Source organism: Dyella solisilvae, assembly GCF_003351225.1.
Classification (GTDB): domain Bacteria; phylum Pseudomonadota; class Gammaproteobacteria; order Xanthomonadales; family Rhodanobacteraceae; genus Dyella; species Dyella solisilvae.
Genome location: NZ_QQSY01000001.1, coordinates 1,144,613 through 1,156,589, shown reverse-complemented (window position 1 = coordinate 1,156,589; position 11,977 = coordinate 1,144,613). Strand labels below are relative to the sequence as shown.

Annotated in this window: 10 protein-coding genes; 7 read left to right on the top strand and 3 right to left on the bottom strand. The window is 60.5% G+C overall.

Features of this window, described 5'->3' with window-relative positions; all coding sequences use genetic code 11:
• Positions 1-101: 101 nt before the first annotated feature.
• A complete protein-coding gene (gene pilB, locus DVT68_RS05075; RefSeq protein WP_114823909.1) occupies positions 102-1,823 on the bottom strand; it encodes a type IV-A pilus assembly ATPase PilB in 1,722 nt (573 codons plus the stop codon).
• Positions 1,824-2,041: 218 nt separating this feature from the next.
• Here pilB and DVT68_RS05070 point away from each other — a divergent pair, with 218 nt between their 5' ends.
• The 7 genes from DVT68_RS05070 (at position 2,042) to DVT68_RS05040 (ending at position 10,252) form a co-directional block, all read left to right on the top strand.
• Positions 2,042-3,214 (top strand): DegT/DnrJ/EryC1/StrS family aminotransferase, encoded by a 1,173-nt coding sequence (locus DVT68_RS05070; protein WP_233523350.1) that lies wholly within the window; start codon positions 2,042-2,044, stop codon positions 3,212-3,214.
• Positions 3,215-3,340: 126 nt separating this feature from the next.
• On the top strand, positions 3,341-4,195 hold the full coding sequence (locus DVT68_RS05065) for a glycosyltransferase family 2 protein (protein WP_114824402.1): 855 nt from the start codon (positions 3,341-3,343) through the stop codon (positions 4,193-4,195).
• A gap of 21 nt (positions 4,196-4,216) precedes the next feature.
• Entirely contained in the window at positions 4,217-5,440 is a 1,224-nt protein-coding gene (locus DVT68_RS05060) for a glycosyltransferase (RefSeq protein WP_114823907.1), read from the top strand.
• Between the two features lie 47 nt (positions 5,441-5,487).
• On the top strand, positions 5,488-7,269 hold the full coding sequence (gene asnB / locus DVT68_RS05055) for an asparagine synthase (glutamine-hydrolyzing) (RefSeq protein WP_233523349.1): 1,782 nt from the start codon (positions 5,488-5,490) through the stop codon (positions 7,267-7,269).
• A 4-nt stretch (positions 7,270-7,273) separates the two neighbouring features.
• Entirely contained in the window at positions 7,274-8,389 is a 1,116-nt protein-coding gene (locus tag DVT68_RS05050) for a glycosyltransferase (protein WP_158543455.1), read from the top strand.
• The gene (locus tag DVT68_RS05045; protein WP_114823904.1) at positions 8,386-9,297 is read left to right on the top strand and encodes a lysylphosphatidylglycerol synthase domain-containing protein; all 912 of its coding nucleotides are present in this window, start codon (positions 8,386-8,388) and stop codon (positions 9,295-9,297) included. Before DVT68_RS05050 ends, DVT68_RS05045 begins: the two co-directional genes overlap by 4 nt.
• On the top strand, positions 9,290-10,252 hold the full coding sequence (locus DVT68_RS05040; RefSeq protein WP_147281666.1) for a class I SAM-dependent methyltransferase: 963 nt from the start codon (positions 9,290-9,292) through the stop codon (positions 10,250-10,252). The genes DVT68_RS05045 and DVT68_RS05040 overlap by 8 nt, the downstream gene beginning before the upstream one ends.
• Positions 10,253-10,372: 120 nt before the next feature.
• Here the strand turns inward: DVT68_RS05040 and DVT68_RS05035 are convergent, their stop codons facing one another.
• The gene (locus DVT68_RS05035) at positions 10,373-11,143 is read right to left on the bottom strand and encodes a class I SAM-dependent methyltransferase (RefSeq protein WP_158543454.1); all 771 of its coding nucleotides are present in this window, start codon (positions 11,141-11,143) and stop codon (positions 10,373-10,375) included.
• A complete protein-coding gene (locus DVT68_RS05030; RefSeq protein WP_114823902.1) occupies positions 11,133-11,939 on the bottom strand; it encodes a class I SAM-dependent methyltransferase in 807 nt (268 codons plus the stop codon). The genes DVT68_RS05035 and DVT68_RS05030 overlap by 11 nt, the downstream gene beginning before the upstream one ends.
• Positions 11,940-11,977 lie beyond the last annotated feature (38 nt).

The following is an 11,977-nucleotide window of genomic DNA, read 5'->3' as shown; positions in this document are numbered from 1 at the left end:
CGACCGCCTGATTCTGCAGCTTAAGTCATTCCCCAGGGGCAATTCGTGGCACCCAGCGCAACTTTGGTGTGACGAACGGCCCCGCCCGGTCGTTTCGAGCTTCAATCCTTGGTGACGCGGTCAATCTCGGCAAGGCTGGTGACGCCCTTCTTGACCTTGAGCAGGGCCGAGGCGCGCAGATCGTTCACGCCGGCCTTGCGGGCCACCTCGGCAATCTGCAGTGCATTGCCGCCCTGCAACACGATTTTCTGGATGTCCTCCAGCATGGGCATCACCTGGTAGATACCTACGCGCCCCTTGTAACCCTCGTTGCAGCTGTCGCAGCCAACCGCCTCGAAGATGGTCAGGCCGCCGTCGATATCGTCCTGGGTAAAGCCCGCGTCGAGCAGAACCTGCGGAGGGAGATCAATCGGCTTCTTGCAGTCGTGCAGGCGACGAGCCAGGCGCTGGGCAATCACCAGCGTCACCGACGAGGTGATGCTGTAGGGCGGGATACCCATGTTCATCAGGCGCGAGATCGTCTGCGGGGCGTCGTTGGTGTGCAGGGTCGACAGCACCATGTGACCCGTCTGCGCCGCCTTGACGGCGATCTCGGCGGTTTCCAGGTCGCGGATTTCGCCCACCATGATCACGTCCGGATCCTGGCGCAGGAACGAGCGCAGGGCAGCCGCGAAGGTCATGCCGCGCTTGGTGTTCTGCTGGACCTGGTTGATGCCCTCCACGCGGATTTCCACCGGGTCTTCCACGGTCGAGATGTTGCGTTCCTGCGTGTTAAGGATATTGAGCGCCGTATACAGCGACACGGTCTTACCGGAGCCGGTGGGGCCGGTCACCAGCACCATGCCGTAGGGCTTGTGGATGGCGTCCAGGTAAAGCTGTTTCTGCACGTCCTCGTAACCCAGCGCATCGATGCCGAGCTTGGCGGCCGAGCCATCGAGGATACGCAGCACGATCTTCTCGCCGAACAGGGTCGGCAGCGTACTTACGCGGAAGTCCACCGCGCGGCTCTTGGACAGGTTCAGCTTGATGCGGCCGTCCTGCGGCACGCGGCGCTCGGCGATGTCCAGGCCCGACATCACCTTGAGGCGGGAGGAGATGCGCGAGGCCAGCTTCATCGGCGGGCTGGCCACCGCGCGCAGCATGCCGTCCATGCGCAGGCGCACGCGGTACTGCGTTTCGAATGGTTCGAAGTGGATGTCCGAGGCGCCGCGCTTGATCGCGTCGACCAGGATCTTGTTGACGAACTTCACCACCGGGGCGTCGTCGTTCGCGTTGGCGTCGATGCCGGTGGATTCGGCTTCGTCGTCACCACTCTCCAGCCCCAGCTCATCGAGATCGCCGCCGCCGAGGTCCGGCACCGTATTGCTCATCGCATTGAGCACGGTCTCGATAGTGCGCAGCAACTGGCCGCGCTCGACCAGGATCGGTTCCACCATGCAGTTGGAGTGGAACTTGATCTCGTCCAGCGCGTGCGACTGCATGGGGTCGGCGATGCCCACGAACAGGCGCTTGCCGCGCTTGAACAAGGGCAGGGCGTGGTGCTTGTTGATCAGCGCCTCGCTGATCAGGTTGGCCGGCATGTTGGCGGGCGCCAGTGCGCTCACGTCCATGACCGGCATGCCGAACTCGTCGGAGGCGATGCGGGTCAGGCGGGCGCTGTCCACCAGGCCATGGTCCAGCAACCAGGCGGCAAAAGAGGTCTTGTTCTGGGCCGAGTCGGCCATCGCCCTGCGGACATCGGCCTCGGGCAGCACATTTTCCGACACCAGCCTGCGCGCCATGCCGGAGAGGCCCGCGAGGGAAGGTTGCATTAGCGTAGACATGGCGGTACTGGCTCAGCCCCCTGATTGGAAGGGAATTTACCCCAGTTGGACGGGCGGGTCACCCGCTGGCGTCACGGAATGGCGGTCCGGGCGACCCGGAGCATGGGGTCGGCCACCGCCAGTTGGTGCCGAAAAGACATGCAACGGGCGTGCCTCAGCAGCATGGACGACGCTGGATGGCTGGGGTAGAAAGTGCCTTTCCGACTAAAAGGCTGTCAGTGCCCACTGCCGACCCTCAACCCTCGTTCCTGGTGTTTGGCGCCCCGCGCATCGAGGAGGCCGAGATTGCCGAGGTCGAGGCCTGCCTGCGCTCCGGCTGGCTGGGCACGGGGCCGCGCGTGGCTCAGTTCGAGCAGGACTTTGCCCGGTGGCGCGGCGTCACCCCTTCGAGGGTGGCGGCGGTCAATTCCTGTACCGCGGCACTGCATGTAAGCATGGTGGCGGCCAATCTCGAACCGGAAAGCGAGGTCATCACCACGCCGCTGACGTTTTGCGCCACGGTGAACGCCATTCTCCACGCCGGCCTGACGCCGGTGCTGGCCGATGTCGACCCGCATACCCAGAACATCGATCCAGCGGCCATCGAGGCGGCCATCACCCCTCGCACGCGGGCCATCCTGCCGGTGCATTTCGCTGGCCGGCCCTGTGACATGGACCGAATCATGGCCATCGCGAACAAGCATGGCCTGGTAGTCGTCGAGGATTGCGCCCACGCCATCGAGTCCGAGTTCCGGGGAAGGCCGGTGGGCACTTTCGGCGACTTCGGCTGCTTCAGCTTCTATGTCACCAAGAACGTGGTGACGGGCGAAGGCGGCATGATCCTCGGGCGCCATGAGGAAAGCATCGCCCGGGCACGCATCCTGGCCCTGCATGGCATGAGCAAGGATGCCTGGCATCGCTTCAGCGACCAGGGCTATCGGCACTACCAGGTGGTCGAGTGCGGCTTCAAATACAACATGATGGATCTGCAGGCCGCGATCGGCATCCACCAGCTGGCCCGGGTGGAGGCCAACTGGCAGCGGCGCCGCCAGCTGTGGGAGCGCTACGATCAGGACCTGGCCGGACTGCCCCTGCAGCTACCGCCACCTCCGGAGCCGGACACCCGCCACGGCTATCACCTTTATACGGTGATGATTGACGAAACGCGCTGCGGCATCGGCCGGGATGGTTTCCTGGAGGCCATGAACACCGCGCGCATCGGCACGGGCGTGCACTACCTGTCCGTGCCCGAGCACCCGTACTACCAGCAGCGTTTCGGCTGGCGGCCTGATCAATGGCCCCATGCGGTGCGGCTGGGGAGGCAGACGGTCAGCCTGCCGCTATCGCCGGCGATGTCCCATGCCGACCTGGCGCGCGTGATCGAAGCCGTACACGGGCTCATCCCGGCTTGAGCCGGTGGGCGAGGCGCCACGCAGCGTGATGTGCTCCGGAGCCCACAATTTCGCGTAGCTCGCGGCGAGGCGCGGAATGGCTTGGCGCTCAGGTTATCATTCGGACTCACTCTCGGGGACACGCTCTTGGATCGTCTAAGCATCATCCTGCCCGCCAAAAACGAAGGGGCGGCGTTGAAGGATCTGTTGCCACGCCTGCGCCAGGCCCAGCCGACGGCGGAGATTATCGTGGTGAACGACGGCTCTACTGACGACACGCGCGAGATCTGCGCCGACGCCGGAGTGGTCTGCCTTTCGTCGCCGTATTCGATGGGTAATGGTGCGGCTATTAAACGTGGCGCCCGGGCAGCCAGCGGCGATGTGCTGGTGTTCATGGACGGTGATGGACAGCATGACCCGGCAGACATAGCCCGCCTGCTGGAGAAGCTGCAACAAGGCTACGATATGGTGGTTGGCGCGCGCGACTGGGGCAGCCAGGCTGGCGTAGGGCGGGGTGTTGCCAACACCATCTACAACTGGCTCGCCACGCGCATGACAGGGCATGAGGTGATGGATCTCACCTCCGGCTACCGTGCCGTGCGCGCTGATAAGTTCCGTGAGTTCCTACACCTGTTGCCCAACGGGTTTTCCTACCCGACGACCAGTACCATGGCGTTTTTCCGCAGCGCTTATCCGGTGGCTTATGTGCCGATCAAGGCGGCACAGCGGGTGGGCAAGAGCCACATCAGGCCGCTCAAGGACGGTGTGCGGTTCTTGTTGATTATCTTCAAGATCGCGACGCTGTATTCGCCGTTGAAGCTTTTTGCGCCAACGAGTGCGTTGTTTTTCTTGCTTGGCTGCCTCAATTACGCGCGGACGTTCTTCATCGATGGACGGCTGACGAACATGAGCACGCTGATGTGGAGCGCGTCGGTGATCATTTTCCTGATCGGATTGGTGTCCGAGCAGATCACCTCGTTGATCTATCGGCGTGACGCCTGAGCAGATCGACGTGATGCGGTCATGAAAAAGATACGCGTGGTCGCATTGACGACGTCATATCCACTGCGCGCTGGTAGTTCCGCCGGCATTTTTGTCCAGAGCCTTTACCGGAGCCTGGCGGTCGAATGCGCGATAGACGTGATCTGTCCTGCCGACTCTAGGCCGGGGAAGGTTAGGTCGGACGACGAAGCGGCAAGAGACCTTCGTGTTCATGCGGTGCGTTACGCTCCCAGGGCATGGCGCATGTTGGCGCAGGCATCCGGCGGTGTCATCACGGGCCTGCGGCGTTCGCCATGGCGTGCGTTGCTGTTGCCTGGCTTGCTGCTTGGGCTGTTTTGGCGTTGCCTGTTGTCCGCGACTGGTGCGGACCTGATTCATGCCAACTGGTCCATATGCGGGGCCATGGCAGGAATCGTTGGGCGGTTGCGCAGGAAGCCCGTGATCACCACGTTGCGCGGTGATGATGTAACCCGCGCGACGCATTCATGGTTGGATCGGCTGATCCTCGGCACGGCCGTACGCAACAGTCAAATTGTGATTTGCGTTTCTGAGGCGATGGCTGATCGGCTGCGTGTGCAATTTCCGTCTCGGGCGACCGACATCCATGCGTGCCTCAATGGCGCTGACGAAGCATTCTTCAAGAGCGACAGGTCGGATTCTGATGGCGAAGCCTTGCGCGTACTGGCGGTAGGTAGCCTGATTCGCAGGAAGGGCTTCGATGTGTTGATCGAGGCTGTCGCGCGTGCGCGTCATCACGAACGAATGCACATACGCATCGTCGGTGATGGGCCAGAGCGGGAGTCATTGCTGGTCCAGGCGGACTCCCTTGGCGTTGCTCCCTGCTTCACGTTTGATGGAGCCGTGCCAGCAGCCGACATGCCGAAACGCTTGTCCGAGGCGGATGTGTTCGTGCTTTCCAGTCGTTCGGAAGGTCGACCCAATGTGGTCGTGGAAGCGCTAGCCGGCGGCTTGCCGGTCATTTCCACCGATCTGGAGGGCGTGCAGGGAATGGTAAGGAACGGTGATACCGGCTGGCTGGTCGCAGTTGAAGACGCGGACGCAATGGCCGCTGCGCTGGACAGCGCGGTCGCCGATCGAGTTGAACTTCACCGCCGCGGCGAACGCGCACGTGCACTCGCACGTACCCAGATAGGAACCTGGGCGGACACTGCGCGTTGTTATGAGGCATTGTTTCAGACGGTCCTGGCAGCGGGCGGGAGGCATCACCCTTCATGTGCGGAATAGCTTTTCTCCGGGCCCCGGCGATCTCACCCGGCGAGCGCCGCGAACGCATGGGTGCGGCCCTGCAGCGACTCAAACATCGCGGCCCCGATGAAACCGGGAGCTATGCCGGCGACGATTTCGTCGCGGGACAAACGCGCCTGGCCATCATCGATCTGAAAGGTGGCCACCAGCCCATGCGCGACCCCGCTGGGCGCTGGGTCTTGGTGTTCAATGGCGAGATCTACAACTACAGGCAACTCAGGGCGCAGCTGACAGGGCGGTGGAGCTTCCGGGATGACAGCGACACCGAAGTGTTGCTGGCTGGGTTGATCACCGAGGGTCCGGGCTTTGTCGAGCGTCTGGACGGCATGTGGGCGTTCGTGTTGCACGATGTCGCTTCTGGCGACTTGCTGCTTTCAAGGGATCGCTTCGGAAAGAAGCCGCTGTACTACCGCCGTCATGGTGCGACCTTCGCCTGCGCCTCCGAATTGCCGGCACTGGCCGTACTAACTCCGGATGTGGCCGTCACGGAAGACGCCGCCGGTATCGCGGACTATTTCCGCTACGGGTACGCGCTGCCTGGCAAGACTTGTGTGGCTGGCGTCAGCGAAGTTTTACCGGCACACACGCTGTGGCTGCGTGCGGATGGCTCCACCGTCGAGACACGCTATTGGGCGCCGTCGGTCGAACCCTGGACCGGCAGCTTCGATGAGGCGGCCGAGCAGGTTCGCGAACTGTTGACGGAGGCGGTGCATCGACGCCAGTTGGCATCGGATGTCGAAGTCGGAGCGTTTCTATCCGGCGGAGTCGATTCAACGACCGTGTGCGCGCTTGCGCAGAACGCGGGTTTCGGCAAATTGAGAACGTTTACGGCAGGCTTTGCCGAAGCGACTTTCGACGAGCGCGAGCCAGCGGCGCGGGCCGCAGCGGAGTTGGGTACGTTGCACACCGCGGAAGAGATCAAGCCGGAGATGGCGGCGGCCTTGGCAACGGCACTTCTCCGTCGCATGGGCCAGCCATTCGGTGACTCCTCCCTAGTTCCCACTGCGTTGGTCGCCTCGGTGGCGGCCAAGCACGTGAAAGTGGTGCTGACCGGAGATGGTAGCGACGAGATCTTCGGCGGGTACGCCAGATACATGGGGCGGCTGCTGCGTCAGCGTTACCATCGGCTGCCGGCTTCCTTGCGCTCGATCGTCGAGCGCGGCGTGCTAGCAACATCCGAGCCCTACGCACATCACAGCGGGAGCCTATTGAAGCGCGCGCATCTTTTTGTGCAGCACGTGCGCGAGGGCAGGGAGACCTATATCGGGCCGCCGGCCATCCGCAAGGAGATGCTGGCTCAACTGGTCCCGGGCTTGGGCGACGGTAACCCGATGCCCGATCGGCCGTGGCCGGACGACCCGCACGAACTTCGGCACATGCTGCTGATGGATTGCCTGGTCTATCTGCCCCAGGACATTCTGCAGAAAGTGGATCGCGCGACCATGATGTACTCGCTCGAAGCCCGCAGCCCCTTCCTCGACAAAGCGTTGTTCGAGTTTGCGATTCGTTTGCCGTGGCAATGGCACTTTTCAGGAATGAAAGGAAAGCGCTTGTTGCACGCAGCCATGCGCGGACGCGTGCCCGATTTCATCTGGGGCCGTCGCAAGCAGGGGTTTGCCTCGCCTGTCAGTCACTGGCTGCGCAACTGGCTGGGAGATGACCTGCTGGCCATGGCCAATTCAGAGGATACGGGTGTTGTGGATGTGGCGGGTTTGCACGCGCTGCTGCGTGAACACCGCGCAGGACACGCGGATCACTCCCAGCCCTTGTGGCTGGCTTATACCTATCTGTGCTGGCGTGCCGGTTGATCACGTGGCGGCGCGCGCTGATCGAATTGTGTTGGTCTTGCCGAGCCTTGAGCGGGGTGGTGGTGAGCGTGTGCTGCTGCAATTGGCGGGGTTGTTTCTAACTGCAGGGCGAGAAGTTCATGTTGTCACCTTGATCGGTGGCGGTGCGCTCCGTTCGCTTGTTCCTGCCGGGGTCACATTGCATGAGCTGATAGATGGAGGCGATCCGCCGAAGGGCCTGGCGCTGGCATGGAAGGCATACCCTAGGTTGATATCGCTCGTGCGCAAAACAAAACCACATGCCGTGCTCAGCACTATGACAGGCACGAATTTGCTGGCCGTGTTGGCATGCAAGCGGGCACGCGTCCGTATTCGGCTTGTATTGCGTGAAGCCGCTAGCCTTGTCAATGCGAAAGGATTTTTGAAACGGCAGGCGATGCGTTGGCTTTACGGCCTCGCAGATGGGATCGTCGCGGTATCGGCCGGCGTTGCGCAGGATCTGCGTAAACTGGGCTTGCCGCATGACCGCATACATGTCATACGAAATCCGGTCGATGTTGAGCGGCTGCGATATTTGGCCGAAGTGGGGCCTTCACTCTCGCGCCACGTTGATGAGTCATATGTGGCGACGCTCGGCCGGCTGGCTGAACAAAAAGATCATGCCACTCTGTTACATGCCTACGCCGCCAGCGCACTGCGCGCCAGTCATCGCTTGGTCATCGTTGGTGAGGGTGAAGAACACGAGAAGCTACTTTGGCTAGTGAAAGAGCTCGGCCTAACTGATCGTGTCGAATTCACCGGGGCGATGGACAACCCGTATCACGTGCTGGCGAACGCCAAATTGCACGTGCTCTCTTCCCGTTGGGAAGGCTATCCAAACGTTCTGTTGGAGGCCCTGGCGTTGGGGGTTCCGGTGGTATCGACCGACTGCCCGCATGGTCCCCGCGAGATACTCGATGACGGGCGCTACGGCCGTCTTGTGCCTGTTGCCGACTGCGCTATTTTGGCACGTGCGATGGATGCGGAATTGAAGCAACCCGCATCCGGAGTTGATGCGGTGCTTGCCACCCATCGACCCCAAGTCGTTGCATCGCGCTATCTGGCCTTGCTGGATGGCGGCGTCGGAGAAGAACAGTCATGAGCCGGACATGGCGAATGTGGCGCAATATGTCGTATTTGCTGCTCGTGGCCGTAGCGGCTACTCTGGTTGTGTTCTGGTGGCCGACGCTTGCAGCGATCTGGCGCGAACAAGCGCTGACCTTCGCGGGCGCAATGGTGATGATGTTTTGCGGCCTGCTGGTGCAGGCTCACAACTTCTTGATGTTCCTCGAAACTCCAGCGCGCATACGAATCAGGGGCTTAGTGCCGGTGTGGGCGTGGGGCGCATTGGCCAACTATGTAGCTCCATTGCAGGCCGGTGGCATTGCGGTCCGGGTGGCATGGCTCGGGCGTCATAAAGTGAGTGTCACGGACAGCTTGCTGGCAACCTGGCGTCAACTTGCGTTGAGTCTCTGGATTGCGATTGCGGGGCTAGCGACCGGATTGTTGCTCATCGACGATCCGCGCGGCCTTTGGCCAGCCCTTGCGCTATTTTTGATATGGGTCGCGGTACTTCTAATGCGCAAACTGTGGCTGAAGTGGTTGAACAGATTGACGCGGCCAGCTTGGGTGGCGAATCGAAAGCAACTTATGGAGCGAGCAGTTACGGGTATCACGCCAAGCGGCATCGGGGGCGTGGTAGTGCAATACGCCTTGGGTACGCTATTGCTGTATTGGGCATACACGTGCTTTGGTGCCTCAATAGGGCTCGGGCAAGCACTTATTCTGGCTTGCTTGGTGTATGCGTCGTCCCTCATAGCGGTTTTGCCCGGCAACCTTGGCGTTACGGAAGCGATTTACATGCTTGGGGGGCATGGGTTTGGCCTGGACGTGGCACAGGCGGGAGCACTGGCGATACTGATTCGCGCTGCACACATCGTTACGTGTTTGTTGGTTGCTCTCATAGGCATGCTGTGTGGTGGAGGTGGGTTCGGTGCAGAGCATGAATAGTTCTTGGCAAAGCCGACTTTGCGAACTTCCAGTGGAATCGGTGCGAAATTGTCTGCTGTGCGACGGCGTGCGGGGGACAACCGATTTTCGATGGCGCAAATACCTGAATCTAGTGCCGCCATTCGACGTATTGCGTTGCCCCGTTTGTGCCTTGCGGTGGCTTAGCCCGCGGCCAAGTGCTGAGGGGTATGCACTGCTCTACACCGACGCAATGTACTTCGGAGGTGATGGCGCCTCACCCGCTGACTACGCGTCCTCGGTGAAGGCTCGGGTCGACTACATGCGCGCAAGGATCGGGCGGATTCAGCGCATCATCAATAAACGGGGGCCTTTGTCGATACTCGATTATGGTGCGGCCACTGGTGATTTTGTCCGAGCAGGTCTTGATCAAGGGCATGATTGCGTTGGCGTCGAATTGTCTGATGACGCTAGAGCTGTCGCAGAACAAAAGAACGGCGTGACTCTGCTGTCGGTCGATTGTGTCGAGAGCATGGCCGATCTGCGATTCGATGCCATACACATGAATCATGTGCTTGAGCACATGCCGGATCCCCTTGCACATGCTCGCTGGTGTGCAGGGGCTCTCAAGCCGGAAGGGATATTGATTTTGGAGGTGCCGCAGCAATTCGACAATGACCTTGACCGGCTTCGTCGTGGACTGCGTGTTGGTGGTAGGCTTCAAAGATTTGACGCCTATTCGTTACACCATACCTATTTCTTTACACCTCCAACTTTCAAAACGTTGCTTGCCAAAGCGGGCTTCAATGTTCTGAGTTTGTCCACATTCAACAGTGACAAGACTCCCCTCTGGCCTCTTTCTGCTAAGAACTATGTGCTGAGAGCGCTCCTTGGTACAGCTGATCGATTACATGCGGGTGGCAACATCATCGAGGTTTTTGCACAACGGCCCTCAGCGTCGTACCACCGCGCTGTAGATGAATTCAAAGCTTCATAAGGACCCCTCAGCCGGTAACTCGATTCTTGACCCAGATGCCTTTCGATGCGGTCGGTGTGCTCGAATCGGACATTGCAATGGAGAGGGTCTCGGTTTTTGCAGCATCGGCACCGGAGCAACTCAGGTTCGGGCTCGGGGCGGACATGATTTGAGAAGGAATGTACTGCTGCCGAGGATCCCGGCCATCGATTCACGAAATCGAGGGGTTAACCGCAGGCCGAAAAGCTCATTCCCCGAATAGAACAATTCCGTCGGGCGAATGTCCTCGACTTGCCATTGGGTTCGCTGAAATCGGCGTTTCCAGGCGCTGCGAGTGAACAGATAGTGTTCAGTGAGCAAGTTGCCATGTTCCCCGTGTCTTGGCGCAACCAACCCAAGTCGAACGAGGTCAAGAATGTTTTTGTCGACCAAGTGTCGATTGATGTTTGGAGTTCGCGACGGGTCCACCGGCGGGGTTGCCCGGTTACGCGAAGCGCAAACCCATTTCGCCGCATGGAAAGGGTGACCAACCGTTGTCCAGAAGCGCCACGTTGCCGAAGGAAGGCAGTGCACGGCGACTCCGTTGGGTGTGAGAACTCTAGCCAATTCTGCCTGGATGCGATCGAAGTCCTTGATGTGTTCGAGCACATTCGACGAGTAGATGGCATCGAAGGAGGCATCAGGAAAGGGGATTGTTTGACCATCGTAGATGGTGACCGGGGTATATTGGGTAGCGCCCGCCGCGATACCCTGAACGTCGATGGCCGTAACTTTGAATCCATGTTGGGTAAGGATAGATGCCTGCCACCCGTCGCCCGCGCCGAGTTCCAGAATCTTGCCGCCGACAGGCAGCATTGGCATGGCGAGCGCCAGTTCGGCACTCCGCATGGCGTGAGCAAACTTACTTGCCATGTGGCGTTGCGCCCTTGGTGAAAACGAACTCATTGCAGCCCAGCCCTCGGGTAAGCGTTTGGCGCTGCAATTCGAATCCGACTTCGGCCAGCTCTTGCACGACATCTTCGGGTTTTGCTACCTCGAATGGAAATCCGCCAAGCCAATCCCGCCAGTCGTGAGAGAGTGACATGCCACGCTTGCGTACGTAATCACGTGCGTGAGCGCCGGGCATATGCAAATGTCGAACATCTTGCCAGAGCGCATACGTGGCAAACAGCGGATAGAAGATGGCCACAACCATTCCGCGCCCGAATTGACTACTACAATAGAAGCGTTTGACTGTGTGCCAGACACGCGAGCGCCAGCCCTGGTCGTTGTACAGTGCGATCAACAGCGTGCCGCCTGGGGCAACGCACTTTTGCGCAAGGTCGATGGCCTTCCACATCTCACCGGTGTGATGCAGTACACCCCATGAGTAGACCAGATCGAATTCTCCGAGCGACTGCATGAATGGCGCATCGAGCACGGACCCTTGCATCACAGTCCAGTGCTTGCCGCCGGGACCGTAAAGCCGACGCAGCTCTTCGGTGCAGGCGACGGAGTCGGGGTCATAGTCGAACGCGACCACTTCAGCGCCGAGCTGGTGCATGGCCAGGCTGGACAAGCCGCTCCCAGAGCCGATGTCGAGTACGCGCAAGCCCTGAAGATCGTTTCGGCCCAGCAATTCGCAAATAGCGCGGCGCGATTGATCGACTCGCTGATCATCGAGCAAGGACAGGAAGGAACGCCAGTTTTTTCCGAAGGCGAAGCGCATGAATCGTGATAAGTCCTGATTGGCGGTGGGAATGTGGC

Coding starts and splice junctions, on each gene's coding strand:
- pilB (WP_114823909.1), bottom strand. CDS start 1,823: ATGTCTACGCTAATGCAACCTTCCCTCGCGGGCCTCTCCGGCATGGCG.
- DVT68_RS05060 (WP_114823907.1), top strand. CDS start 4,217: ATGAAAAAGATACGCGTGGTCGCATTGACGACGTCATATCCACTGCGC.
- asnB (WP_233523349.1), top strand. CDS start 5,488: ATGGGTGCGGCCCTGCAGCGACTCAAACATCGCGGCCCCGATGAAACC.
- DVT68_RS05045 (WP_114823904.1), top strand. CDS start 8,386: ATGAGCCGGACATGGCGAATGTGGCGCAATATGTCGTATTTGCTGCTC.
- DVT68_RS05040 (WP_147281666.1), top strand. CDS start 9,290: ATGAATAGTTCTTGGCAAAGCCGACTTTGCGAACTTCCAGTGGAATCG.
- DVT68_RS05035 (WP_158543454.1), bottom strand. CDS start 11,143: ATGGCAAGTAAGTTTGCTCACGCCATGCGGAGTGCCGAACTGGCGCTC.
- DVT68_RS05030 (WP_114823902.1), bottom strand. CDS start 11,939: ATGCGCTTCGCCTTCGGAAAAAACTGGCGTTCCTTCCTGTCCTTGCTC.